24 protein-coding genes are annotated in these 25314 nt (G+C 73.2%); 14 read left to right on the top strand and 10 right to left on the bottom strand.

Annotated features, from left to right (window positions below):
* Positions 1-101: 101 nt before the first annotated feature.
* A complete protein-coding gene (locus K2F47_RS02275; RefSeq protein WP_242900972.1) occupies positions 102-1562 on the top strand; it encodes a DNA recombination protein RmuC in 1461 nt (486 codons plus the stop codon).
* Positions 1559-2263, top strand: a complete 705-nt coding sequence (locus tag K2F47_RS02270) for a DUF6542 domain-containing protein (protein ID WP_242900971.1) — start codon at positions 1559-1561, stop codon at positions 2261-2263. Before K2F47_RS02275 ends, K2F47_RS02270 begins: the two co-directional genes overlap by 4 nt.
* A gap of 3 nt (positions 2264-2266) precedes the next feature.
* On the opposite strand, the gene K2F47_RS02265 is transcribed toward K2F47_RS02270, so the two are convergent.
* Positions 2267-3232, bottom strand: coding sequence for a 4-hydroxy-3-methylbut-2-enyl diphosphate reductase (locus tag K2F47_RS02265; RefSeq protein ID WP_242900970.1), 966 nt, complete (start codon positions 3230-3232; stop codon positions 2267-2269).
* A gap of 239 nt (positions 3233-3471) precedes the next feature.
* Between K2F47_RS02265 and K2F47_RS02260 the strand changes: the two genes are divergently transcribed.
* The gene (locus tag K2F47_RS02260) at positions 3472-4335 is read left to right on the top strand and encodes a DUF8129 domain-containing protein (protein WP_242900969.1); all 864 of its coding nucleotides are present in this window, start codon (positions 3472-3474) and stop codon (positions 4333-4335) included.
* Between the two features lie 46 nt (positions 4336-4381).
* Here K2F47_RS02260 and K2F47_RS02255 read toward each other — a convergent pair whose 3' ends face one another.
* Both K2F47_RS02255 and K2F47_RS02250 read right to left on the bottom strand, forming a co-directional pair.
* On the bottom strand, positions 4382-5590 hold the full coding sequence (locus K2F47_RS02255; protein ID WP_242900968.1) for an MFS transporter: 1209 nt from the start codon (positions 5588-5590) through the stop codon (positions 4382-4384).
* 69 nt (positions 5591-5659) lie between these two features.
* Entirely contained in the window at positions 5660-6085 is a 426-nt protein-coding gene (locus tag K2F47_RS02250) for a MarR family winged helix-turn-helix transcriptional regulator (protein WP_308198352.1), read from the bottom strand.
* 110 nt (positions 6086-6195) lie between these two features.
* Here K2F47_RS02250 and xseA point away from each other — a divergent pair, with 110 nt between their 5' ends.
* Positions 6196-7416, top strand: a complete 1221-nt coding sequence (gene xseA, locus K2F47_RS02245; protein ID WP_242900967.1) for an exodeoxyribonuclease VII large subunit — start codon at positions 6196-6198, stop codon at positions 7414-7416.
* Positions 7417-7428: 12 nt separating this feature from the next.
* Positions 7429-7656, top strand: a complete 228-nt coding sequence (locus K2F47_RS02240; RefSeq protein ID WP_242900966.1) for an exodeoxyribonuclease VII small subunit — start codon at positions 7429-7431, stop codon at positions 7654-7656.
* 28 nt (positions 7657-7684) lie between these two features.
* Here K2F47_RS02240 and glpX read toward each other — a convergent pair whose 3' ends face one another.
* Positions 7685-8719 carry a class II fructose-bisphosphatase gene (gene glpX / locus K2F47_RS02235; RefSeq protein ID WP_242900965.1) on the bottom strand — a complete coding sequence of 345 codons (1035 nt, stop codon included), beginning with the start codon at positions 8717-8719 and terminating at the stop codon, positions 7685-7687.
* A gap of 192 nt (positions 8720-8911) precedes the next feature.
* On the opposite strand from glpX, the gene K2F47_RS02230 reads away from it, so the two are divergent.
* Entirely contained in the window at positions 8912-9577 is a 666-nt protein-coding gene (locus tag K2F47_RS02230) for a TetR/AcrR family transcriptional regulator (protein WP_242900964.1), read from the top strand.
* 20 nt (positions 9578-9597) lie between these two features.
* Positions 9598-10314, top strand: a complete 717-nt coding sequence (locus K2F47_RS02225) for a DUF4245 domain-containing protein (RefSeq protein WP_242900963.1) — start codon at positions 9598-9600, stop codon at positions 10312-10314.
* A 26-nt stretch (positions 10315-10340) separates the two neighbouring features.
* Here the strand turns inward: K2F47_RS02225 and K2F47_RS02220 are convergent, their stop codons facing one another.
* Positions 10341-10949 (bottom strand): DUF1707 SHOCT-like domain-containing protein, encoded by a 609-nt coding sequence (locus K2F47_RS02220; protein WP_242900962.1) that lies wholly within the window; start codon positions 10947-10949, stop codon positions 10341-10343.
* A gap of 185 nt (positions 10950-11134) precedes the next feature.
* On the opposite strand from K2F47_RS02220, the gene K2F47_RS02215 reads away from it, so the two are divergent.
* The 3 genes from K2F47_RS02215 (at position 11135) to K2F47_RS02205 (ending at position 14155) form a co-directional block, all read left to right on the top strand.
* On the top strand, positions 11135-12031 hold the full coding sequence (locus K2F47_RS02215) for an ABC transporter ATP-binding protein (RefSeq protein ID WP_242902533.1): 897 nt from the start codon (positions 11135-11137) through the stop codon (positions 12029-12031).
* Positions 12028-12825 carry an ABC transporter permease gene (locus tag K2F47_RS02210; protein WP_242900961.1) on the top strand — a complete coding sequence of 266 codons (798 nt, stop codon included), beginning with the start codon at positions 12028-12030 and terminating at the stop codon, positions 12823-12825. Before K2F47_RS02215 ends, K2F47_RS02210 begins: the two co-directional genes overlap by 4 nt.
* 106 nt (positions 12826-12931) lie before the next feature.
* Positions 12932-14155, top strand: coding sequence for an MFS transporter (locus K2F47_RS02205; RefSeq protein WP_242900960.1), 1224 nt, complete (start codon positions 12932-12934; stop codon positions 14153-14155).
* Positions 14156-14176: 21 nt separating this feature from the next.
* Here K2F47_RS02205 and K2F47_RS02200 read toward each other — a convergent pair whose 3' ends face one another.
* Both K2F47_RS02200 and pdxR read right to left on the bottom strand, forming a co-directional pair.
* The gene (locus K2F47_RS02200; RefSeq protein ID WP_242900959.1) at positions 14177-14407 is read right to left on the bottom strand and encodes a hypothetical protein; all 231 of its coding nucleotides are present in this window, start codon (positions 14405-14407) and stop codon (positions 14177-14179) included.
* 29 nt (positions 14408-14436) lie between these two features.
* The gene (gene pdxR / locus K2F47_RS02195) at positions 14437-15873 is read right to left on the bottom strand and encodes a MocR-like pyridoxine biosynthesis transcription factor PdxR (RefSeq protein WP_242900958.1); all 1437 of its coding nucleotides are present in this window, start codon (positions 15871-15873) and stop codon (positions 14437-14439) included.
* A 115-nt stretch (positions 15874-15988) separates the two neighbouring features.
* Between pdxR and K2F47_RS02190 the strand changes: the two genes are divergently transcribed.
* The 4 genes from K2F47_RS02190 (at position 15989) to K2F47_RS02175 (ending at position 21477) form a co-directional block, all read left to right on the top strand.
* Positions 15989-16972: an EamA family transporter gene (locus K2F47_RS02190; protein WP_242900957.1), complete on the top strand. Its 984-nt coding sequence runs from the start codon at positions 15989-15991 to the stop codon at positions 16970-16972.
* The gene (locus tag K2F47_RS02185; RefSeq protein WP_242900956.1) at positions 16972-18615 is read left to right on the top strand and encodes a fumarate hydratase; all 1644 of its coding nucleotides are present in this window, start codon (positions 16972-16974) and stop codon (positions 18613-18615) included. Before K2F47_RS02190 ends, K2F47_RS02185 begins: the two co-directional genes overlap by 1 nt.
* 101 nt (positions 18616-18716) lie before the next feature.
* Positions 18717-19982, top strand: coding sequence for a serine/threonine-protein kinase (locus K2F47_RS02180; protein ID WP_242900955.1), 1266 nt, complete (start codon positions 18717-18719; stop codon positions 19980-19982).
* 94 nt (positions 19983-20076) lie between these two features.
* On the top strand, positions 20077-21477 hold the full coding sequence (locus K2F47_RS02175) for a class II fumarate hydratase (protein WP_242902532.1): 1401 nt from the start codon (positions 20077-20079) through the stop codon (positions 21475-21477).
* Between the two features lie 40 nt (positions 21478-21517).
* On the opposite strand, the gene K2F47_RS02170 is transcribed toward K2F47_RS02175, so the two are convergent.
* The 3 genes from K2F47_RS02170 to K2F47_RS02160 form a co-directional block, all read right to left on the bottom strand.
* Positions 21518-22414 (bottom strand): aggregation-promoting factor C-terminal-like domain-containing protein, encoded by an 897-nt coding sequence (locus K2F47_RS02170; protein ID WP_242900954.1) that lies wholly within the window; start codon positions 22412-22414, stop codon positions 21518-21520.
* Between the two features lie 523 nt (positions 22415-22937).
* Positions 22938-24254, bottom strand: a complete 1317-nt coding sequence (gene phoH2, locus K2F47_RS02165; protein ID WP_242902531.1) for an RNA 5'-3' helicase PhoH2 — start codon at positions 24252-24254, stop codon at positions 22938-22940.
* Between the two features lie 162 nt (positions 24255-24416).
* Positions 24417-25292 carry an isoprenyl transferase gene (locus K2F47_RS02160; protein WP_272496408.1) on the bottom strand — a complete coding sequence of 292 codons (876 nt, stop codon included), beginning with the start codon at positions 25290-25292 and terminating at the stop codon, positions 24417-24419.
* Positions 25293-25314: the final 22 nt, after the last annotated feature.

Genomic DNA, 25314 nt, shown 5'->3' with positions numbered 1-25314 from the left:
GGGGCCAGGGCACCTGCGAACAGTGCGGCCAATTGTCCGGTCCGGTGCCCGTCCCGGCGAGTCGCGGACACGGTACGCGCGTCCGCTGTCACGATGAACGGATGGATCTCGCGCTGTTCGCCGGACTCCTCGTCGGCGCCGTCTTCGGCGTCGTCGCCGGGTACGCGCTGGCGACGAGCCGGCAGGGCGCGCTGATCGCCCGGGCGCGCGCGGCCGAGGAGAAGCTCGCCTACGCCGAGGAGCGGATGGCCGAGCACTTCGAGAACCTGTCCGCCAAGGCGCTGGACGCGAGCAACCAGCGGTTCCTCGAACTGGCCGACGCGCGGCTCAAGGCGGCCGGGGTCGAGGCGGCGGGCGAGTTGCAGCGGCGCCAGCAGGCCGTCGAGCACCTGGTCGCGCCGCTGAAGGACACCCTCGCCAAGGTGGAGGAGCAGCTCCGCGAGGTCGAGACGGGCCGCCGCGAGTCGCACGCGATGCTCGCCAAGCAGGTCGAGTTCGTCCGGCACAGCTCCGACCAGCTGCGCCGGGAGACGCAGTCGCTCGTGCGGGCGCTCCAGCGGCCCGAGGCACGGGGGCGGTGGGGCGAGCTGCAACTGCGGCGCGTCGTGGAGATCTCCGGGATGGCCCACCACTGCGACTTCGACGAGCAGGCCAGCGCGTCGACGGCCGACGGGACGGTCCGTCCCGACATGGTGGTCCGGCTGGTCGGCGGCAAGAACATCGTGGTCGACTCCAAGGTGTCGCTGGCCGCCTACCTCCAGGCGGCCGAGAGCGGCGACCCGGTACGGCTGGACGCGCACGCCCGGCACCTGCGCGACCACGTCGACCGGCTCTCGGCGAAGTCGTACTGGCAGGCGTTCAGCCCCGCGCCGGAGTTCGTGGTGCTGTTCATCCCGGGCGAGGCGTTCCTGGCCCCCGCGCTCGACCGCGACCCTGGGCTGCTGGAGTACGCGATGCGGCGCCGCGTCCACATCGCCACCCCGACCACGCTGATCACCATGCTGCGGACTGCCTCCTACGCCTGGCAGCAGGCCGCGCTGTCGCGCAACGCCCGCGCTGTCTTCGAGCTCGGCAAGGAGCTCTACGAGCGCCTCGGGACGATGGGCCAGCACGTCGACGAGCTGGGCCGCGCGCTGACCGGCGCCGTCAAGTCCTACAACCGGACGGTGGGCTCCCTGGAGACCCGCGTCCTCGTCAGCGCGCGCCGCCTGAACGAGCTGGGCGTCGTCGAGAGCTCCCTGGACGGGCCCCGGCCGGTCGAGGAGAGCCCGCGCGCGCTGTCGGCGGCGGAGCTGGCCGATCATGACCGCGACGAGCGCCCGGCCGTCCATGACCGCGACGAGCGTCCGGCCGTCCCCGGACCCGGCGTTCCCGTTGAGGAGAAGCCCGCAGAAGAGGCGCATCATCAGCCAACCGACGACCCCTATGGCGAATCCAATGGGAAGGAGCCGTCCGACGCCCCCCGCGAAGGCGAGCACGATACCGAGTACGGGGGCGAACCGGTAGGTTTCGGCCGACGGGCCATCCCTGATCAGTTCGATCAGCGGGAGAGGTGGCAATGAGCAGTTCGACGGTGGACGGCGCGCCGGGCGGCGCGTCCCCGGCCTCAGGGGGTCCAGTGCGTGGTCGGCGCGACGACTCGTCCCGGGCGTCCCGAACGGCCCGGGGGTCGAAGGGGTCGTCGAAGGGGTCGTCGAAGGGGTCGCGGGCGTCCCGGGCGCGCGCGAGCGCCTCCCCCGCCGCCGCGTCCTCGGCGCCCGTGACCCTCACCGCGCGCGGCGGGATCGTCGTCATGTTCGGCACCGGCCTGGTGTGCGCGCTGCTGTCGCGCTGGCTCGGCGTCGGGCTGCTCGCGGGCGGCGGCTTCGCGATCGGCTGCGTGCTCGCCGCGTTCGCGACCCGTCCCGCCGACCTGCTCACGCTGGTCGTCAGCCCGCCGCTGGCGTTCTTCGCCGCGACGGTCACCGCCGTGTTCGTCGACACCGTCGGGGACGGGTCGCTGCTGCGCGGCATGACGGTCGGGGTGCTGACGGCGCTCGCGGCGACCGCGCCGTGGCTGTTCTTCGGCACGCTGCTGGTGCTGGTGATCTGCCTTTTCCGCGGGCTGCCCGCGAACGTGCGGGAGCTGCGCGGCAAGCTCGTCCGGGTCCGCCTCTTCGAGAAGGAGGACAACGAGGACCCCGTCCGCTGGGACGAGTCGCCGTCCTCCGGGCAGGAGCGTCCCGCGCGGGAACGCCCCCTGCACCACGGGGACGTCGACTAGCCGCTAGACCGGCGTGATGCGCAGGTCCCTGCGCAGCTCGTGCGGGAGCGCGAACCGCATGCTCTCCTGGACGGACTCGATCTCCTCCGCCTCGCCGAAGCCGCGCTCGGCCAGCCAGCCCAGCACGCCCTGCACCAGCTCGTCCGGGACGGACGCGCCGCTCGTCACGCCGACGGTGCCGACGCCCTCCAGCCAGGCCGGGTCGATCTGGTCGGCGTAGTCGACCAGGTACGCGGCGTCCGCGCCGTGCTCCTTGGCCACCTCGACCAGCCGCACCGAGTTCGAGGAGTTCGTCGAGCCGACCACGATCACGAGCTGGGAGCGCGCCGCCATCTCCTTCACAGCCGTCTGCCGGTTCTGGGTGGCGTAGCAGATGTCGTCGGACGGCGGGTCGGTCAGCTTGGGGAACCGCTCCCGCAGCTTCTCGACGGTGGCGATCGTCTCGTCCACCGACAGCGTGGTCTGCGACAGCCAGGCCACCTTCTCCGGGTCGCGGACGGTGATGCGGGCGACGTCGTCCGGGCCGTCCACCAGGTGGATGTGGTCGGGGGCCTCGCCGGTGGTGCCGATGACCTCCTCGTGCCCCTCGTGGCCGATCAGGAGGATGTCGTAGCCCTGCGCGGCGAACCGGACGGCCTCCTTGTGGACCTTGGTCACCAGCGGGCACGTCGCGTCGATCGTCCTCAGGTCGAGGTTCCTGGCCTCCTCGTGCACGACCGGCGCGACGCCGTGGGCGGAGAACACCACGATCGCGCCCTCGGGGACCTCCTCGGTCTCGTCCACGAAGACGGCGCCGCGCTCCTCCAGCGTCTTCACCACGTGGACGTTGTGGACGATCTGCTTGCGCACGTAGATCGGCGCCCCGTACTTCTCCAGCGCGATCTCGACCGCCTGCACGGCGCGGTCGACGCCCGCGCAGTAACCACGCGGCTTGGCGAGCAGGACACGGCGCTCGGTGTCAGCGGTCATGGCCCCATCGTACGAGCCGCCCCACCCGTCCCGCACAACACCGCACGGTAGCGTGCGCAGACCGGACGAACCATGAAATCCCAGGCGAAGCCCGCTGTGTGACCCACCGCACGTCACTGTTGGACGAAATTCCACTAACGCGGGGTGACCGAGATCGCGCCCATGGGGCAGAGTGAAACCGACGAGACGATTGCCGTACGACGCGGGACGACGCGCTCGGCGGCAGGAAGAGGAAGACGATGACGAGATCGCCGCGCCGCCTCAAACAGCAGGTCCAGGACACCGTCGGCGAGCAGGTGCGCGACCTGCCGCTGCACGCCGTCCGGCTGGCCATGTTCGGCGTGGGCCGTGCCCTGCTGCTCAGCGACCGCGTGACCAGGGACTACAAGGAGATCACCGAGGGCGGCGGGGTGCGCCCGGTGCTCGACCGGCTGCGCACCGACGTCCAGGGCACGGCCGAGCGGGTCGTCGGACGGGTGGTGGAGCGGGTCCGCGGCGAGGAGCCGGCCCCGCGTCCGACGCGTCCGGGGCGTCCCTCCACGCCGTCTGATTCGTCCGCCCCCTCCGCTCCCCGCACGGCGCCCCGGCACGCGGCCGGCGGCGGGGACGGCGAGATCTCGATCGGCAAGCCCGCCGCCGCCCCGCCTGAGAACGGCCACACGCCCAAGCACGCCCGTCCCGCCGAAGGGCCCGCGAAACCGCAGCCCGCCGAGCCCAAGGCCGCAAAGCCCGAGGCCGCCAAGCCCGAGGCCGCCAAGCCCGAGGCCGCCAAGCCCGAGGCCGCCAAGCCCGAGGCCGCGAAGCCCGAAGCGAAGCCGGAGCCCGCCAAGCCCAAGGCGCCAAAGCCCGAAGCGGCGAAGCCCGAGCCGACCAAGCGCGAGGCCGCGAAGCCCGAGGCCAAGGGCGCGGAGGCCAAGGACGCGGAGGAGCTGCCCGTCCCCAACTACGACGAGGCGACGCTGCCGCAGTTGCGCGCGCGGCTGCGCGGGCTGTCCGCCGACCAGGTGAGGCTGCTGCGCGAGTACGAGCGCGAGCACGCCGCCCGCGCCGAGGTGATCAGGATGTACGAGCGGCGCATCGCCAAGCTCAACGGCTCCAGCTGACCGCGCGGACGGCCCCCGCCCGGCACGCGGCGGGGGCCGTCGGCGGTCAGGCCGGGGCGGGGGCGTCCCGGAGCGCGTGGTCCACGTCGACGCGCACCAGCGCCTCCAGGTGGCGGCGTCGCACGACGAGGATGCCGATCGCGACCGCGCAGCAGGCCGCGCCCACGTAGTAGGGCAGGGCCGTGTCGACCTCCTCGGCGAGCTTCGTCGCGAAGTAGGGGGCGAGGGCGCCGCCCATCCAGCGGACGAAGTTGTAGCCCGCCGACGCCACCGGACGCGGGTTGTCGGACACCTCCATCGCCGCCTCGGTGAACGCGGTGTTGTTCAGCCCGATCGGGATGCCGGACAGGACCGTGCAGACGATCACGCCGCCGTGCCCGAGCGCGGCGAGGCCGAGCTGGAACACGATCAGCAGGCCGAGCGCCAGGTACATGACCCGGACGGTCCCGAACCGCCGTTGCAGCGGCGGCGCGCCGAACACCGACGCGAGCGCCACCATCACGCCCCAGCCGAAGAAGACCAGGCCGATGCCGTGCGCGCCCATCCCGAGGACGAACGGGGTGTACGCGAGGACGGTGAAGAACGCGTAGTTGTAGAACAGCGCCGTGAACGCGGTCGTGGACAGCCCGCCGTGGCCGAGCGCGCGGATCGGGGCGCTCAGCCGGGTCCGCTCCGGGGGCGGGGGCGTCGCCCTGAGCAGCGTCGTGATCAGCAGGAAGCCGGCCGCCATGAGCGCGGCCGTGCCGAAGAACGGGAAGCGCCAGTTCAGGTCGCCGAGCAGGGCGCCGGCGAGCGGGCCGAGGGAGATGCCGAGGCCGAGCGCGGCCTCGTAGAGGATGATCGCTGACTCCGCCCCGCCGGTCGCAGCACCCACGATGACGGCGAGCGCCGTGGCGACGAACAGCGCGTTGCCGAGGCCCCATCCGGCCCGGAACCCGACGAGCTGGGAGACGCTGTCGGACGTCCCGGCGAGCGCGGCGAACACCACGACGATCCCGAGCCCGATCAGCAGCGTCCGCTTGCCGCCGATCCGGCTGGACACCCATCCGGTGACCAGCATCGCGACGGCGGTGATCAGGAAGTAGCTGGTGAACAGCAGCGAAACCTGGCTCGGCGAGGCGTCCAGGTTCGCGGCGATGGCGGGCAGGATGGGATCGACCAGGCCGATGCCCATGAAGGCGACCACGGCGGCGAACGCGGTGGCCCACACCGACATCGGCTGCCGCAGGACACCGCCCTTCGCGGAGGGGTGCATGGGACCTTCCTTTCAGGGGTGTGCGCTTGCCCGAGGAGAGCGACCCCAGCAGAACGGTCCGACCCCGGGTCAGGGACGGTCGAAGAGCTTGTCCAGGGCGGGCAGCGCGGCGGCGACGGCCGCGCGCTCCTCCTCGGTCAGCCCCGCGAACCGCTCGGCCAGGTAGCCGAGACGGCGTTCGCGTCCGGCGGCCAGCTGCTCGCGTCCCGCGCGGGTGAGCCGGGCGGTGACGACGCGGGCGTCGGTCCCGTCCCGGCCGCGCCCGACGAGGCCGTCGCGCTCCAGCCGGTTGATCTGGGCGGTCATGGTCGGCAGCCGGACGCCGTGCTCGGCGGCCAGCTCGGTCATCCGGCGCGGGCCGCCCTCCAGCGAGCCGAGCACCGACAGCTGCTGGCTGGTGATCGGCTGGTCGGCGCCGGCCCGGCGCAGCATCAGCACGACGTGGCGCAGCCGCCGGTTCAGCTCCGCGGCCAGCTCGCGGTCGGAAAGGGTCACGGTCGCTCTCCTCGATTACTTAGCTAGCCTAAGTTAGTAGGACTAAGCATTCAACGGGTCCCGGTGTCTCTCCGGTCACACCCCGACGCGCACACCGTAGGCTTCCGGGCATGGCGATGGAGACCACGGCGGAGTCCCCCGTGCCGGTGCGGACCGTCCTGCAAGCGGTCGGCGGCTGGATCGGCAGGCTCGGGCGCATCTGGGTCGAGGGCCAGATCACCGACCTCAACGCCCGGGGCGGGACGGTCTACATGACGCTCCGCGACCCGGTCGCGAACATGTCGGTGCGGGTCGTCGGGCCGCGCGCGGTGTTCGAGGCGGCGGGCCCCGCGGTGACCGACGGCGCGCGGGTGGTCGTCCACGCCAAACCCGACTTCTGGATCAACCGGGGGACGTTCTCGCTGAGCGTCCTGGAGATCCGCCCGGTCGGCGTCGGCGAGCTGCTGGCCCGGCTGGAGCGGCTCAAGCAGGTGCTCGCGTCCGAGGGGCTGTTCCGTCCCGAGCGCAAGCGGGCGCTGCCGTTCCTGCCCGGGAAGATCGGGCTGATCTGCGGGCGCGAGTCCGACGCCGAGCACGACGTCCTCCAGAACGCGCGGCGCCGCTGGCCGGCCGTCGCGTTCCAGGTCGAGAACACCGCCGTCCAGGGCTCGTACGCGGTCGGCGAGGTGATGGAGGCGCTGCGCAAGCTCGACGCCGACCCCGCCGTCGAGGTGATCATCATCGCGCGGGGCGGCGGCGCGATGGAGGACCTGCTCCCGTTCTCGGACGAGGCGCTCGTGCGCGCGGTCTCGGCGGCCCGCACCCCGGTCGTCAGCGCGATCGGCCACGAGCAGGACAGCCCGCTCCTCGACCTGGTCGCGGACGTGCGGGCCTCGACCCCGACCGACGCGGCCAAGCGGGCCGTCCCGGACGTGCGCGAGCAGCTCCAGCTCGTCCGGCAGCTGCGCGACCGGGGCCGCCGGTGCCTGGCGGGCGGCGTCGAGCGGGAGCTGGCGTGGCTGAAGGCGGTCCGGTCGCGGCCCGCGCTGGCCGACCCCGTCCGGGAGGTGGAGCGGCAGTCCGAGCGGGTGCTGGCCCTGCGCGACCGGACGCGCCGCTGCCTCGCCGGGGCCCTCGACCGGGCCGGGGACGAGCTGTCCCACACCCGCGCCCGCCTGCTGGCCCTCTCCCCCGCCGCGACGCTGGAGCGCGGCTACGCGATCGTCCAGCGGGAGGACGCGTCGGTCGTGCGCGAGCCGGCGGAGGTCAAGGACGGCGAGCGGCTCCTCGTCCGGCTGTCGGGCGGGCGCCTCGGTGTGACGGTCTCCGACACCGGGCCCACCCCGGAGTGAGAGGGTGGAGGGGTGGCCGAAGAGAAACTGTCGTATGAGCAGGCACGGGACGAGCTGACCGACGTCGTCAAGCGGCTGGAGGCGGGCGGGCTCACGCTGGAGGAGTCCCTCGGCCTGTGGGAGCGCGGCGAGCGGCTCGCCGTGATCTGCGAGGAGTGGCTGGAGGGGGCGCGCGCCCGGCTAGCCGCCGCCACGGCCCCGCCCGAGAACGGCGAGGCGGACGCGCCCGCGCCCTTCTGACCGCGGGCGCGCCCATCCCGGCCGGCCGCTACACCGCCGTGTCGAAGTTGATCGAGCTGTAGGCGCGGAGCTTGGCGAGCTGGTGCTCGCTGGAGATCGTCCGGATCGTGCCGCTGCGGGAGCGCATGACGAGCGAGTGCGTGACCGCGGTGCCCTTGCTGTAGCGGACGCCGTCGACCAGCTCGCCGTCGGTGATGCCGGTCGCGGCGAAGAACACGTCGTCGGAGGTCACCAGGTCGTCGGTGGTCAGCACGCGGCCGAGGTCGTGCCCCGCGTCCTCCGCCTTGCGCCGCTCGGCGTCGTCCTGCGGCCACAGCCGGCCCTGGATCACCCCGCCCAGCGCCTTGATCGCGCACGCGGCGATGATGCCCTCGGGGGTGCCGCCGATGCCGAGCAGCAGGTCGACGCCGGTCCCGGGACGGCACGCCATGATCGCGCCGGCGACGTCGCCGTCCAGGATGAACTTGATCCGCGCGCCCGCCTCGCGGACCTCCTTGACGATGCCCTCGTGGCGCGGGCGGTCCAGGATGCAGACGGTCACGTCCTGCGGCGAGGAGCCCTTGGCGCGCGCGACCGCCCGGATGTTGTCGGCGATCGGACGGCCGATGTCCACGGCGTCGGCCGCCTCGGGCCCGGTGACGAGCTTCTCCATGTAGAAGACGGCGGACGGGTCGAACATCGACCCGCGCGGGGCCACCGACAGCACCGCGATCGCGTTGTTCATGCCGAGCGCGGTGAGCCGGGTGCCGTCCACCGGGTCGACCGCGACGTCGCACTCGGCGCCGCCGCCGTCGCCGACCTCCTCGCCGTTGTAGAGCATGGGCGCGTTGTCCTTCTCGCCCTCGCCGATCACGACGACGCCGCGCATCGAGACGGTGTTGATCAGCTGGCGCATGGCGTTCACGGCCGCGCCGTCCGCGCCGTTCTTGTCGCCGCGCCCGACCCAGCGTCCGGCGGCCAGCGCGGCGGCCTCGGTGACCCGGACGAGCTCCATCGCGAGGTTGCGGTCCGGCGCGGCGGGCTCGGTCACGAGCGGGGAGGAGACGGTGGTGTCGTCGGTCATGGCGGACGGCCCCTTCGGTCGGTGGTGACTCGGATTCTCTGCGGACCGGACGGTGGCCCACAAATTGGACCAGACCAGAGCGGCCGCGCGGGAGCGCCGGGCGAGCGCCGGGCACCGTGACGAGGACGGATTCGGCGGTCACATGGGCAAGGGATCGTTTCCCCCGGGGCGGAGGGCGTAATCTCAGGCACCATGAGCAGCGACATGGACGTCTCGTCCGGCGGGGTGCCAGGCAACGGCGGCGGGCGTGCCGCGGGCGACCCCGCGCGGACCTCCGACCGGGGCGCCGCGACGCGCGGGGCCCTGCTGGCCGCGGCGCGGGACGTCTTCTGCGAGTCCGGGTTCGCGCAGGCCGCGGTGACCGACATCGTCGCCAAGGCCGGGGCCAGCGTCGGGAGCCTCTACCACCACTTCAACGGCAAGGCCGACCTGTACCTCACGCTGTTCGAGGAGTTCCAGGCCGGGCAGCAGGAGCGCACCCGCGAGGCGATCAGCACCGTGCGGGAGGCGGGCGAGACCGACCCGATGCGGCAGTTCATCGCCGGGGCCCGCGCCTACCTCGACGGCTGCCTGGCCCAGCGGGACGTCTCGCGGCTGTTCATCTCCGGCGACGGCCCGCCCGGGTTCGACCGGGTGATGCGGCAGCGCCTCACCAAGTGGGCCCGCCGCAACGCGGCGCTGTTCCACACCGACGACGGCGGGGTGGACGAGGCGCTGGTCATGGTGCTGACCGGCGCGATGGCGGGCGCCGTGTCGGAGATCTCGCTGATGGACGACGAGGGCGCCGCGCGCCGGCTCGCGGGCGAGGTCATGGCGATCCTCGGCACGATCCGCAACCCCCGTACGGAGCAGCGCTGAGCGTGCGGGATGCTGGAGGGGTGACCGACAAGACCCCGGCCCCGGCCGAGAGCGCCGAGGAGACCGCCTCCGCCCCCCGGGACGCCGCCACCGAGCCCGACGCCGCCGCCGCGGAGAAGGCCCCGGCGCCGCAGGTCGTCCAGGTGAGCCCGGGCGTCCACAAGCGGCTGACCACGGGCCTCGGCGGCTTCACGATGGCGATGGGCGCCTGCCTGCTGCTGGTCGCGGTGATCGTGCTGATCACGCCGCGCAGCAACAAGGAGGTGCTGCCGACCGTCGACTACGCCTCGCAGCAGTGGGCGATGCGCAACGACGCGCCGTTCACCTCCTACGCGCCGCAGGGGCTCCCGCCCGGCTGGCGTCCGACCAGCTCCCGGCTGCACGGCCTGGACGAGGGCGGGGGCAGGCCCGTCGCCTGGCACCTGGGCTTCGTGACGCCGAGCGACGAGTACGCCGCGCTGGAGCAGAGCAACGAGAAGGCGGCCGACTACGTCCCGCGCATGACCAACAACCGCAACCCGCTCGGGACGCAGCTGGTCAACGGCGTCACCTGGACGAAGTACCACCGCAAGGACAAGAAGGCGAACTCGCTCGCGCGCACCCTGCCCGACGGCGTGAGCCTGGTGGTGACGGGCACGGCGTCCTACGAGGAGCTGGCGGTCCTGGCGGCCGCGCTCCGGCCGCAGAGCAAGGGCGCGATCCCGGCGCCCTCGACCTCGGCCAAGCCCGGCTCCTGACGCCGCCCCACCGCGAAACCCCGGGCTCAGCGGCGGCCGAGGCGGCCCCGGACGCGGTCGCGCAGCGAGCGGCGCGGCGACCGGGCGCGCACGGACGTGCAGATCAGCGTGCCCGCGACCTCGATCGTCGGGCCGTCCGCGCCGGGCCTGGTGCGCAGCTCGCGGGTGCTGAGGACGGTGCGTCCCGTCACGTCCACGCGGACGCCCTCGGGGACCAGCAGCCTGATCCGCCCGCCGAGCACCGTGGCGTCCAGGACGATGTGGCGGCGCTGGAGGACGGCCTGGCGCAGGTCGAGCTCGACGGTCCCGAACAGGGCGAGCAGCGGGAGTTTGACGGGCACGACCCAGCGGCCCTCGCGCCGCGTCCGGCCGAAGAACACGGTGAGCGGACGGTCGTCCACGAGGATCGGCTGGGCCTCCTCGGGGCCGAGGTCGCCGGTCAGCCCGGTCAGGTCGCCCAGCGTCCGGGCGGCGTAGACGCGGTCGGCGCGGTCGGCGTGCTCCTCGGCGGTCAGCCGCCCGTCGGCGAGGGCCTCGGCGAGCACGGCGGCGACGCGTTCCCGGTCGGCATCGGAGGCGCGCAGGTCGCGGACGCGCGTCGCCTGTTCGGCGGCCGGTCGCCGGGGGATCTCCACACCTAGAGGTTAACGGCCGGGCGGCGGTGCTCCGAGGGCATGACCACTGTCGTTTTCGCCTGTTTTCTACTTAGGGTGACGCAATGGCGGTAAAAAGATCAATTTCGGGGAATTTGGACGGTCGTCCTCCCGCAAAAGACCAGACGGGCGTCGCGGCCGCCGGGGAGGACGGGGGCGCGGCGGCGATCAGCCTCCGGGGCGTCGTCAAGCGCTTCGGCGACTTCACGGCGGTGGACGGCCTCGACCTCGACGTCCCCACCGGGATCTGCCTGGGGCTGCTCGGCCCGAACGGCGCCGGGAAGTCGACGACGATGAAGCTGCTGACCGCGCAGGCCGTCCCGACCGAGGGAACGATCCACGTGCTCGGCTTCCCGGTCCCGCGCGAGTCCAAGCGCGCGCGGGCGGCGATGGGGGTCGTCCCCCAGCAGGACAACCTCGACGAGGAGCTGACGGCCCGCGAGAACCTGGAGGTGTTCGCGCACCTGTACCGGGTTCCGCGCGCGGAGCGGAGCCGGGCGGTCGACGACGCGCTCGCGCTGGCGCACCTCACCGAGCGGCAGCGCACCAAGGTCGACGACCTGTCCGGCGGGATGCGGCGGCGGCTGCTGATCGCGCGCGGCCTCGTGCACCGCCCGGCCCTGGTGCTGCTGGACGAGCCGACCGTCGGCCTCGACCCGCAGGTCCGCGCCGAGCTGTGGGGGCTGATCGACGGGCTGCGCGCCGCCGGGACGACGGTCCTGATGTCGACGCACTACATCGAGGAGGCCGAGCGGCTCGCCGACGAGTGCGCGCTGATGTCGCACGGCAGGGTGATCGCGCGCGGGACGCCCGCGCGGCTCGTCGCCGAGCACGCGGGCGAGCTGGTGGTGGAGCACCACGGCCCGCCCGACCGGCTCTCCGACGTGGAGCGGCTGGCGCATGGCGCGGGGCTGCCCACCCGCCGCACCGGCCCGTCGGTGTCGGTGCTGCGGGCCGAGACGATCCCGCCGTCGCTGGACGAGGAGCTCGGCCCCGACGGGGTCCGCCGCGCGTCCAGCCTGGAGGACGTGTTCGTGGTGCTGACCGGGGAGAGTGTGGAATGACCGTGCGGGCGGAGCGGGCCCCGAGGCTCAGGCGGTTCGAGATGGCGCCGGTCAAGGGCGTCTGGCGGCACGAGCTGGCCCTCTACAAGCGCTACTGGAGGTCGCAGTCGTTCGCCTCGATCGCGGAGCCGACGTTCTTCCTGCTGGCGTTCGGCTACGGGTTCGGCTCGATGGTCGCGGCGATCGGGAACTACCGCTACCTGGACTTCGTCGCGACCGGCGTGGTCGGCACGGCGGCGCTGTTCACCTCGATCTTCCCGGGGATGTTCAACAGCTACATCCGGCGGGTGTTCCAGCACACCTACTCCGGCATGCTGTCCGCGCCGGTGGACGTGCACGAGCTGGTGACGGCCGAGGCGCTGTGGATCGCGGCGAAGTCGGCGGTGTACTCGTGCTCGCCGCTGCTCGTGGCGCTGTGCTTCGGCCTGGACCCCTCCTTCGGCATGCTGCTGGTGCCGGTCATCGCGTTCTTCACCGCGCTCGGGTTCGGGCTGTTCGGGATGTGGGCGTCGACGGTCGTCCCGTCGATCAACTCCTTCGACTACGTGATCACCGGTGTGGTGACGCCGCTGTTCCTGATCGCCGGGACGTTCTTCCCGATCGGCGAGCTGCCCGGCTGGGTCGACTTCGCGGCGCACCTCAACCCGCTGTACCACTGCGTGGAGCTGGTGCGGCACGCGGTGTTCGGCCTGCGGCCGCCGGCCGACCTCGGCCATCTGGGCGCGCTGGTGCTGTTCGCCGCGCTGACGTGGATCATCGCCGTCCGGGGCATGCGCCGCCGCCTCATCGACTAGAGGGCGCGAACGCCGATTGACCGGGGACGCCGCCACTCCCTACGCTGACGCGAACTTTCTTCACATTTCGTCCGCGGCGGGGCGCGGCGCAGAGAGGTCGGGCGGCATGGGCCAGGGGATCACCGCGCGGGACCGGCGGGCCCGGTCCGCCGCGTACGCGGCGTTCGCCGTCCAGGGGCTGTGCTTCGCCTCGCTGGTCACGCAGATCCCGCGGATCCAGAAGGCGCACCACCTCGGCGACGGGACGCTGTCGCTGGTGCTGCTGACGGTCCCGCTGGTCGCCGGGGTCGGCAGCGTCGTCTCGGGCGCGCTGTTCCAGCGGATCGGGAGCGCGCCCGTGCTGCGGGCGGCGCAGCCCGCGGTGGCGCTGACGATCGCGGTGATCGGCCTCACCGGCGACCACGACCTCCCGCTGTACGCGGCGGTCGCGCTGTTCGGCCTGTTCGTCGGCGCGGTGGACGCCTCGATGAACGCGCAGGGCATCGCGGTCGAGCGCCGGTACGGGGTCAGCCTGATCACCGGCTGCTACGCGGTGTGGAGCCTCGCCGGGATCCTCGGCGGCCTGTGGTCGTCGCTGGCCAACAGGATGGACCTCCCGCTCGGCACCGCCTTCGCGGTCGCGGCGGCCGCCGCGGTCGCGGCCTCGCTCGCCACCGGGCCCCGCCTTTACGGCCGGGCGGAGGAGGGCGGCGGGCCGTCGGCCGAGGAGCTGCGGGCGGCCGGACGCCGCGTCCCGTGGCGGCCGATCCTGGCGGTGGGGGCGGCGCTGGCCGTCGCCTACCTCGCCGACTCGGCCATCTCCTCCTACGGCGCGAAGTACCTGGACGACGAGCTGTCCGGCGCCGACTGGGTCGCGCCGCTCGGCTACGTCGGCTACCAGGTCGCGATGGTCGCGAGCCGCGCGGTCGCAGACCTCGCCGTCCGGCGGTCGGGCCCGGTGCGGGTGGTGCGGCTCGGCGGCGCCGTCGGCCTCGCCGGCATGGCGGGCGTGGTGGCGGCGCCGAACGCGGCGCTGGCGATCGCGGCGTTCGCGGTCGCCGGGCTCGGCCTCAGCGTGATCGCCCCGGTGTCCTTCTCCGCGGCCGGACGGGTGGACCCCACCGGCCTCGGCGTCGCGGTCGCCCGCGTCAACATCTTCAACTACGTCGGGTTCGTGCTGGGCGCGGCGGTCGTCGGCGCCATCGCGCCGGTCAGCGCGGAGCACGGGCTGCGGCTGGCCTTCACCGTCCCGGCGGCGCTGGTCCTCGTCGTGTTCGCGACCGCGCGGGGCTTCGACCCCGCACGGGCGGGCGGCGGCGCCCGTCCGGACGCCGCCGCCGCCGGCCTCTAGCGGATCTCCACAGAACGGAGGTCAGGCGTCCTCCAACGCGGTGATGGCACGTTCCCCCTCGACCTGCGCCTGGTCGGGGGTGAGGTCCTTCAACGCCTGACTCAACGCCACCTCGGCGGCGTCGGCGGCGGCGCGGAGGGTGACGGCGTGCTCCTGCGCCCGCTCCAGGTCACCGAGCCCGACGCAGTCGAAGGCCACCTGTGCGTCGTGGCCGGCCATCCTGAGCTGCCGCGCGGCCTCATCCAGACTCATCCATACCTCCTACACCGGGGACCGTGTTCCTACCCGCGAGCCTCCCTGGCAACCACCTGCCCCAGCAGTTCCGCCGCCTTGACCAGCCGCGGCTCGCTCTGCCTGGCGTAGCCGAGGACGAGCGCGGGCGCGGCGCGTCCGGCGCGGGCGGGCGACCACATCGTGCGGGCGCCGGCGACCGCGACGCCGGCGCGTCCGGCGGCGTCGGCCACCCGCTCCTCGTCGCAGCCGGGGGGAAGCTCCACGTACAGGTGGATGCCCGCTGAGACGCCCTGAACCATGGCGCCGGGCACGTGCTCGTGGATCGCCTGGGCCAGCGCGTCCCGCCGGGCCCGGTACCTGCGCCGCATCGTGCGCAGATGCCGGTCGTAGCCGCCGCTCCTGATGAACTCGGCGAGCGCGTGCTGCTCCAGGACGGGCGAGCCGAGGTCGGTGTGGGCGCGGTGCGCGCGCAGCCGCTCGGCCAGGACGGGCGGCGCGACGGCCCAGCCGAGCCGGAGCGCGGGCGCGAGCGACTTGCTCACCGAGCCGAGCAGCACGACCCGGTCGGGATCGACGCCCTGGAGGCAGCCGACCGGCTCGCGGTCGTAGCGGAACTCGGCGTCGTAGTCGTCCTCGATGATCAGGCCGTGCACGCCGCGGGCCCAGGCGATCAGCGCGGCGCGGCGGCGCGCCGACAGCACCACGCCCGTCGGGTACTGGTGCGCGGGCGTGACCAGCACCGCGCGCGCCCCGGTGCGGGCCAGGTCGTCGACGTTCAGGCCCTCGGCGTCCACCCGGACGCGGACGACGCGGATGCCCGCCTCCAGCATCGGCAGCTGCCGGACGCTCGTCGGGTCCTCCACCGCGAGCGTCGTGTGCCCGTCCGCGCGGAGCAGGGCGACCAGCGCCGACAGCCCGTGCGCGACCCCGTTCATGATCACCAGGCGGTTCGGGTCGGCGTGCGCGGCGCGGACCCGCGAGAGGTACCCGGCCAGCTCGGCGCGCAGCGCGTGGACGCCGGCGGGGTCGGGGTAGGAGAGCGCGTCGCTCGGCAGCGTGCGGAGCGCGGCGCGGGCGGCGGCCAGCCAGCGGTCGCGGGGGAAGGACGACAGGTCCGGATGGCCCGGCCACAGGTCGTAGGGGCGGGGGGTCAACGCCCCGGCGCCCTCCTGCGGCGCGTCCGCCGCGTAGGCGGCCGGGGGCTCCGGGGACGCCGGGCCCGGCGGCTCGTCGGGACGGGCGAGCGGCGCGATCCGGGTCCCGTCGCCGCGCCGGGCCACCAGGAAGCCCTCGGCGGTCAGCTGCTCGTAGGCGGCGACGACGACACCCCGCGAGACGTCCATGTCGCGCGCCAGGTCGCGGCTCGACGGCAGCCGGGTCCCCGCCGTGAGCCGGCCGGATCGGACGGCCGCCCGGAAGCCCGCGGCGATCTGCGCCGACAGCCGTCCGGCGGCCCGGTCGAGGGGGAGATGAAGGTCGGTCACATCACGTTCAGCGTCCGGAGGGATGGAGCGTGTCACGGCCCGGAGTTTTGGTCCTGGGCGGCTCGCGGCGATTGGCCCTGTTTCGCAGACCAAACACGCCATAACGTGCCATGTCATGAACCTGAACTCCAGCCGGCGCGGCATGGTCGGCGCCGGGACCGCGATGTGCCTCGTCGGCTCGCTGGCGGCCGTGTCGGCGACGATCTCCGACTACCCGGTGTTCGGCGGCCAGGCCGTCCGGTACGCGGTCGCCGCGCTGATCCTGCTGCTGGTCACCCGCCTGGACCGCACTCCGGCCCGGTCTCTTGTGGGGGGCCGAGCCCCCACACCCCCCGGAACGGCCCATTGGCCGAGGCCGCGAGAATGGGCGCTGCTCGCGGCGCTAGCAGCGACGGGCCTCGCCGCGTTCAACGTGTGCATCGTGTTCGCCACCCGCGACACCAGCCCGGCCACGATCGGGACGGTGATCGCGACGGTCCCGATCGTGCTGGCGCTGGTCGGGCCGCTGATGGAGCGGCGCCGCCCGGCCCTGCCGGTGGTGCTGTCGGCGTGCGTGGTCGCGGCCGGGGCGGGGCTCGCGAGCGGCCTCGGCGGCGCGAGCCCGCGCGGCCTGCTGCTCTCGCTCGGCGCGCTCGGCGGCGAGGTGTGCTTCTCGCTGCTGGCCGTCCCGCTGCTGCCGAGGCTCGGGCCGCTGCGGGTGTCGGCCTACTCGGCGGGCCTCGCGGCGCCGATGCTGCTCGCGATCGGCCTGGTGCGCGACGGCGGCGCCGTCCTGCGCGTCCCCACCGGCCCCGAGCTCGCGGGCCTGGGCTACCTGTCGGTGATCGTCACGACGATCGCGTTCCTGCTCTGGTACGACGCGCTCGGCCGCCTCGGCCCCGACCGCGCCGGCCTGTTCGCCGGGGTCATCCCGGTCAGCGCCGTGATCGCGACCGTCGCGCTCGGCCTGGACACCCCGGGGCCCGCCGACCTCGGCGGGGCCGCGCTCGTCGCGGCGGGGGTCGTCGTCGGCCTGCGCGCCCGGGCCGTACCCTGTGAGGCGGCCCCCATCGAGCCCCCTGGGACGGCCTCCATCGAGTTCGCGCGAGGTTCTGCCTGATGCCTGAGTTCTCCTACACCGACCTGCTGCCGATCGGCCCCGACGACACCGACTACCGGCTCCTCACCTCCGAGGGCGTGTCGAGGTTCGAGGCGGGCGGACGGACGTTCTTGCAGGTCGAGCCGGAGGCGCTCCGGCTGCTCACCGAGACCGCGATGCGCGACATCGCGCACCTGCTGCGGCCGGCGCACCTGGCGCAGCTCCGCCGCATCCTGGACGACCCCGAGGCCTCCCCCAACGACCGGTTCGTCGCGCTGGACCTGCTGAAGAACGCGGGCATCGCCTCCGGCGGCGTCCTGCCCATGTGCCAGGACACCGGCACCGCGATCGTGATGGGCAAGCGCGGCCAGCACGTCCTCACCGACGGGCACGACGAGGAGCACATCTCCCGGGGCGTGTACGACGCGTACACGAAGCTGAACCTGCGCTACTCGCAGATGGCGCCGGTGACGATGTGGGACGAGAAGAACACCGGCAGCAACCTGCCCGCGCAGATCGAGCTGTACGCGGCCCCGGGCGAGGCGTACAAGTTCCTGTTCATGGCCAAGGGCGGGGGCAGCGCGAACAAGTCGTTCCTCTACCAGGAGACCAAGGCCGTCCTGAACCCCAAGCGGATGATGACGTTCCTGGAGGAGAAGATCCGCTCGCTGGGGACGGCCGCGTGCCCGCCCTACCACCTGGCGATCGTCGTGGGCGGGACGTCCGCCGAGTACGCGCTGAAGACCGCCAAGTACGCCTCGGCGCACTACCTCGACACGATCCCGAGCGAGGGCTCGCCGCTCGGGCACGGGTTCCGCGACCTGGAGCTGGAGCTCCAGGTGTTCGAGCTGACGCAGCGGCTCGGGATCGGCGCGCAGTTCGGCGGCAAGTACTTCTGCCACGACGTGCGGGTGATCAGGCTGCCCCGGCACGGCGCGTCCTGCCCGGTGGCGATCGCGGTGTCGTGCAGCGCCGACCGGCAGGCGCTCGCCAAGATCACGGCGGAGGGCGTGTTCCTGGAGCGGCTGGAGACCGACCCCGCGCAGTACCTCCCGGACACGACCGACGAGCACCTCGACGACGAGGTCGTGCGGATCGACCTGAACCGTCCGATGAGCGAGATCCGGGCCGAGCTGACCCGGTACCCGGTGAAGACGCGGCTGTCGCTGACCGGCCCGCTGGTCGTGGCCCGCGACATCGCGCACGCCAAGATCAAGGAGCGGCTGGACGCGGGCGAGCCGATGCCGCAGTACCTGCGCGACCACGCCGTCTACTACGCGGGTCCGGCAAAGACGCCGGAGGGCTACGCGTCCGGCTCGTTCGGCCCGACCACCGCCGGGCGGATGGACTCCTACGTCGAGCAGTTCCAGGCCGCGGGCGGGTCGCTGGTCATGCTGGCCAAGGGCAACCGCTCCAAGCAGGTCACCGACGCGTGCGCCGCGCACGGCGGCTTCTACCTCGGCTCGATCGGCGGCCCGGCCGCGCGCCTCGCGCAGGACTGCATCCGCAAGGTCGAGGTCCTGGAGTACGCCGAGCTCGGCATGGAGGCGGTGTGGAAGATCGAAGTCGAGGACTTCCCGGCGTTCATCGTGGTCGACGACAAGGGCGAGGACTTCTTCGCCGACACCACCGGACCCGTCCTGTCCATCGGCCGACGGAGCTGACAAGGGGATATTAGCCGGTAGATCACATTATTGGTCCGAAATCCAACTTGGTACGAAGGTCTCACCGATGACCGCACTGCCACTCCGGTATCTTTTCGGCCATGTCTCAGTCTGAGCGCCTCGTGCTCGCGACGCGCTACCGGCTGGTCTCGGAGCTGGGTCAGGGTGCCAACGGCACCGTGTGGAGAGGGCATGACGAACTCCTCGATCGCGCCGTCGCGATCAAGGAGCTGCGGCTCCCCGATGAACTCTCCGAGGACGACCGGGTGGTCTTCTACCGCCGTACCCTCCGTGAGGCGCGCGCGCCCGCCCAGCTGCGGACGCACAACATCGTCGAGGTGTACGACGTCGTCATCGAACAGGGCCGGCCCTGGATCGTGATGGAGATGATCGAGGCGCCCAACCTCGAACAGCTCATCGAGGGGTCGGGACCGCTCCCGCCCGCCCGCGTCGCGCACATCGGCCGCGCGCTGCTGGACGCGCTCGACATCGCGCACCGGGCCGGGATCGTGCACCGCGACCTCAAGCCGAGCAACGTGCTGCTGGACGGCGACCGGGTCGTGCTCACCGACTTCGGCCTGGCGTTCTCCTCCGGCTCGGCCAGCCTGACCAAGACCGGGCACTTCATGGGCTCCCCCGCGTACGTGGCGCCGGAGGTCGCGGCCGGGGAGAAGGCCACCCCCCGCTCGGACCTGTGGTCCCTCGGCGCGACCCTGTACGCCGCGCTGGAGGGCCGTCCGCCGTTCGAGCGGCACAACGTGATGGCGACGCTCAGCGCGCTCGCGAACGAGGCGATCCCGGCGCCGCAGCACGCGGGCCCGCTCGCGCCGGTGATCACGGGGCTGCTGGAGAAGAACCCCACCCGCCGCCTCAGCCACGCCCGCGCCGCCGACCGGCTGGAGCGCGCGCTCACCGGCCCCCGCCGCGCCCGCCGCGCGGAGACGCCCCGCTACCGGGTGATGGTCGTGATCGGGCTGGTCGGCGCCACCGTCGCGTCCTGCGGCATCGGCGCGACCGCGCTCATCGTCGGGATGACGAAGAACTCCGGCTCCTCCCCCGCGACCCCGCCCGTGTCCGACGCGCCCGTGCCGGAGGTCCCGGCGGGGGTCGCCTCCAGCACGCTTGCCGTCCGGGCCCGCAACGCCACCTGCAAGATCTTCGTGTCGGTGCCCGGCGGCGTGAGCACCGTCCTCACCGACGCGACGCTCCTGGAGGGCGAGGTCCGCAAGTACGACCAGGCGCGGCTCAACGCGGTCATCTACGACGCGTCCGCCTGCGACGTGTGGGTGAACGGGCGGCAGAAACCGCTCGGGTCGCCGGGCGAGCGCAAGAGCTACAGCCTGAACCGGGCGGCCCCCGGGAACTGACCGGTCACACGGAGGTCCGGGCGGGAATGCGCGGGGTCCGTGCATGGCTGCCACCGATGAGGACATGACGTCGGTGTCGGAGGTGGCTTGTCAGATGACCGAGCAGGAGTTCCGCGTGGAGCACGACTCCATGGGCGAGGTCCGGGTGCCGGCGGCGGCGAAGTGGCGCGCGCAGACCCAGCGCGCCGTGGAGAACTTCCCGATCTCGGGCCGGACGCTGGAGCCCGCGCACGTCGCCGCGCTCGGCCAGATCAAGGCGGCGGCGGCGGTCGTCAACGCCGAGCTGGGCGTCCTCGACGCGGAGCTGGCGGAGGCGATCCGCGAGGCGGCGCTGGAGGTCGCCGCCGGACGCTGGGACGACCAGTTCCCCATCGACGTGTTCCAGACCGGGTCGGGCACGTCGTCGAACATGAACGCCAACGAGGTCGTCGCGACGCTCGCCCAGGAGCGGCTCGACCGCCCGGTGCACCCCAACGACCACGTGAACGCCTCTCAGTCGTCCAACGACGTGTTCCCGTCCTCGATCCACGTCGCGGCGACCGGGGCCGTCCTGAACGACCTCGTGCCCGCGCTGGCGCATCTGGAGGCCGCACTCGCCCGCAAGGCACAGGAGTTCGCGACCGTCGTGAAGTCCGGGCGCACCCACCTGATGGACGCGACGCCCGTCACGCTCGGCCAGGAGTTCGGCGGCTACGCCGCGCAGGTGCGGTACGGGGTGGAGCGGCTGGAGGCCGTCCTACCCCGGCTGGCGGAACTGCCGCTCGGCGGCACGGCGGTCGGCACCGGCATCAACACCCCGGACGGCTTCGGCGGCCGCGTCGTCGCCGAGATCGCCCGCGTCACCGGACTGCCGCTGACCGAGGCGCGCGACCACTTCGAGGCGCAGGGCGCGCGGGACGGGCTGGTGGAGGCGAGCGGCGCGCTCCGCACGATCGCGGTCGGCCTCAACAAGATCGCCAACGATCTGCGCTGGATGGGCTCGGGCCCGCGCGCCGGGCTCGCCGAGATCGCGCTGCCCGACCTCCAGCCCGGCTCCTCGATCATGCCGGGCAAGGTGAACCCGGTGATCCCCGAGGCGGTCACGCAGGTCGCCGCGCAGGTCATCGGCAACGACGCGGCGGTCGCGTTCGGCGGCGCGGCGGGCAGCTTCGAGCTGAACGTGATGCTGCCGATGCTGGCGCGCAACGTCCTGGAGTCGATCGCGCTGCTGGCGAGCGTGTCGCGGCTGCTCGCCGACCGGTGCGTGGACGGCATCGAGGCGAACGTCGAGCGGCTGCGCGAGTACGCCGAGTCGTCGCCGTCGATCGTGACGCCGCTCAACCGCTACATCGGCTACGAGGAGGCGGCGAAGGTCGCCAAGCAGGCGCTCGGCGAGCGAAAGACGATCCGCGAGGTCGTGCTGGAGCGCGGCTACGTCGAGGAGGGGAAGCTGACCGTCGAGCAGTTGGACGAGGCGCTCGACGTCCTGCGCATGACCAACGCGTCAAAGGGGTGACGTCCGGCGCCCTCGAGCGGGGCGCCGGACTAACCGACGATCAGTACCAGCCGACGGACTGGGAGTGGCTCCACGCGGCGCAGGGGCTGCCGTAGCGGCCCTTGATGTAGCCGAGGCCCCACTTGATCTGCGTGCGGGCGCTGTTCTGCCAGTCGGACCCGGCGCTGGACATCTTGGAACCGGGCAGCGCCTGCGGGATCCCGTACGCGCCGGACGGGTTGGCCGCGTGGGTGTTCCAGTGGCTCTCCTTGTTCCACAGGTTCACCAGGCAGCCGAACTGGCCGGACTTCGTGAACGCGGAACCGAAACTCCCCATCATGCCCCGGGCGATCGCCTGCGCCTCGCCCGCCGGGACGGGGTCGCCGGTCGGTCCGCCGCCGCCACCGCCGTCACCGCCGCCGTCGCCCTTGTCCTTCTCGGGCGTCTTGGTCGGGATCGGCTCGCCCTTGGGCTGGAGGGAGGGGCCCTTGCCGTCCTCCTCGCGGACGGCGCGGGAGGCGCGGTCGAGCGCCTGCTCGCGCCGCTTCTCCTCCATGACCTTGGGGTCGACCTTCGGGGCCGGCGCGTCCGCCAGCGGCTTGGACGCGACCGTGGCCTTGTCGCCGGAGCCGCCGCCGTCGCCGCCCGTCAGCGCGAGCGCGGCCACCGCGCCGCCGCCGACCACGACCGCCGCGCCCGCGACGACCGCGGCGATCCGCACGCCGTTGCGGCGCCCGGTGCCGCCGGAGGACGTCCGGGAGCGCCCGGAGGAACCGCGCTGGGCCTTGGCGGGCTTGGGAGCCCTGGGCATCGGCATGCCGGACGAGATCTCGTCGGGCCCCTCGGGACCCGCCGGGCCGCCGGGACTGGCGGGACCACCAGGGCCGCCGGGGCCGACGGCCTGGAAGCCGAGCGTGTCGCCCGCCGGGCCGCTCGGCGCGGCCGGGGAACCGGCCACCCGCACGTCGTCCTCGTGCGGCGCGCCCGCCGGGGGCTGCTGGGGGTCGAAGCTCTGTCGATCGTCTCGCCTAGGGGACCCGGGGCGGTCTCCGTACAAGGCGGCCCTTCCGACGGTCGCACGCGTATGGACGCGCGCACGAACTGTTTCCACCCCGGCCCGTCCGGCCGCCGGGGGGCGGTCCTCGGGCCGAGACCGGAGCCGTTCCACCGCGCGTGAGTCCAGGGGGTGCGCTGCGGACGGGCACCGTTCGGGGGTGCTTACGACAGGACACAATGCCCGAGCCCGAGGGCTGCTCCGCAACCGAAACGAGATGATTGGGACCGCTGGTGCCGTTGTCAACTCGGCGCGTGCGGCGCCGAAACATCCTGCGGACCTGGGGATCTACCCCCAGACCGGCAAACGTGTGATGTTCCTCACATATCTACACAGTGATGATGGATCGTCACCATCCGTAGATCATGAAAGCGCGACCCCGGCGGCGCCTCCGCGAGAGAGGGCCGCCGGGGACGCGGGCGGGCTGTCAGACGCCGACGTCGCCGAGCATGTCGGTCACCAGCGCCGCGATCGGCGAGCGCTCCGAGCGCGTCAGCGTCACGTGCGCGAACAGCGGATGCCCCTTCAGCCTCTCCACCACGGCCGCGACGCCGTCGTGCCGGCCGACCCGCAGGTTGTCGCGCTGCGCCACGTCATGGGTCAGCACGACCCGCGAGCCCGCGCCGATCCGCGACAGGACGGTGAGCAGCACGCCGCGCTCCAGCGACTGCGCCTCGTCCACGATCACGAACGCGTCGTGCAGCGACCGGCCGCGGATGTGGGTGAGCGGGAGCACCTCCAACATGCCACGGTCCAAAACCTCGTCGATGACCTCCGGCGTCGTCACCGCCGACAGCGTGTCGTAGACGGCCTGCGACCACGGCGACATCTTCTCGTTCTCCGACCCCGGCAGGTAGCCGAGCTCCTGGCCGCCGACCGCGTACAGGGGCCGGAACACCACGACCTTGCGGTGCCGGTGCCGCTCCATCACCGCCTCCAGGCCCGCGCACAGCGCGAGCGCGGACTTGCCGGTGCCGGCCCGCCCGCCGAGCGAGACGATGCCGACGTCCTCGTCCATCAGCAGGTCCAGCGCGATCCGCTGCTCGGCCGAGCGGCCGCGCAGCCCGAACACCTCCCGGTCGCCGCGCACCAGCCGCACCGACTTGTCGGGCTGGGTGCGGCCGAGCGCCGAGCCGCGCTCCGACAGCAGCCGCAGGCCCGTGTGGCAGGGCAGGCCGAGCGCCTCCTCGACGTCGGCGCGGCCGCTCTCGTACAGCTCCTCGATCAGGGCGCCGCCGACCTCCAGCTCGCGCATCCCGGTCCAGCCGGACTCGACCACGGCCAGCTCGGCCCGGTACTCCTCGGCCGCGAGGCCGACGGCGGACGCCTTCACCCGCATCGGCAGGTCCTTGGAGACCAGCACGACGTCGCGCCCTTCGCGCGCCAGCCAGCCCGCGACCGACAGGATCCGGGTGTCGTTGTCGCCGAGCCGGAAGCCGTCCGGCAGGACGGACGGGTCGATGTGGTTGAGCTCGACACGGAGCGTTCCGCCCTGGTCGCCGAGCGGGAGCGCCTCGTCCAGCCGCCCGTGCTCCAGCCGCAGGTCGTCCAGCAGGCGGAGGGCCTGGCGGGCGAAGTAGCCGAGCTCCGGGTGGTGCCGCTTGGCCTCCAGCTCGGAGATGACGACGATGGGGAGTACGACCTCGTGCTCGGCGAACCGGGTCATCGCTCCCGGGTCGGCGAGCAGGACGCTGGTGTCGAGGACGTACGTGCGCCGGCCCGGGACGGGCGTCCCGGACGGAATCCCGGACTCGGGACGGCGCGGGAGGGTTGTGGCCACTCGATCTCCCTGAGTAGGGGCGAACTACCGGTGGCGCGCCAGTCCACCCCCGAGCGGCCCGCGCCCCGGATCGGGGCCGGGCCTGAGGTGGTGATCAGTGCTGGGTTGGTGGCCGGTGACTGACCGTCAGGTACCGTAGCGCCGGTGCCGCGCGGCGTAGGAGCGTATGGCCCGCAGGAAGTCGACCTTGCGGAAGTCCGGCCAGTGGACCTCGCAGAAGTAGAATTCCGAGTGGGCGCTCTGCCACAGCATGAAGCCGGAGAGCCGCTGTTCCCCCGAGGTGCGGATGACCAGGTCCGGATCCGGCTGGCCGCGCGTGTAGAGATGCTCCGCGATGTGCTCCACGTCGAGGACCTCGGCGAGTTCCTCGATGCTGGTGCCCCGGCTCGCCTGCTCGATGAGCAGAGAGCGCACCGCATCAGCGATCTCACGCCTACCTCCATACCCAACCGCGACGTTCACAATCAGGCCGGGGGCGTCCGATGTGGCCTCTCCCGCGTCTTTCAGGACACGGGCGGTCTTGTCGGGCAGCAGGTCGAGGGCGCCGACGGGCTTGACGTGCCAGCCGTCGTCGGCGAGCTCGCGGACGGTGTTCTCGATGATCTCCAGCAGCGGGTCCAGCTCCCGTGCGGGACGGCCCAGGTTGTCGGTGGACAGCAGCCACAGCGTGACGTGCTCGACCCCCGCCTCGGTGCTCCACTGGAGCAGCTCGGAGATCTTCTGCGCGCCGCGCTGGTGCCCGGTGTTGACGTCGGCGAGGCCCATCGAGCGGGCCCAGCGGCGGTTTCCGTCCAGGATGACGCCGATGTGGCGGGGCGTCACGTCGGTGGGCAGCGACGCCTCGACGCGGCGCTCGTACATCCGGTAGACCGCGTCGCGGACGGCCGCGTACGGGCCGCTGCGGCGGATCGCCGAGGTGACCGCGCCACCGTCGAAGGGGTTGCGGCGCACCCCTTCCCTGCGCGCGCCGCCGCGCGACATCCCGCTACGCCGAACCCCCATGCAGGCATCCCTTCGAGCGACG

Source organism: Actinomadura terrae (assembly GCF_022751215.1).
In the GTDB taxonomy this organism is placed as follows: Bacteria; Actinomycetota; Actinomycetes; order Streptosporangiales; family Streptosporangiaceae; genus Spirillospora; species Spirillospora terrae.
The sequence above is the reverse complement of the archived record's forward strand: the minus strand, read 5'-3'. Positions and strand labels throughout refer to the sequence as shown.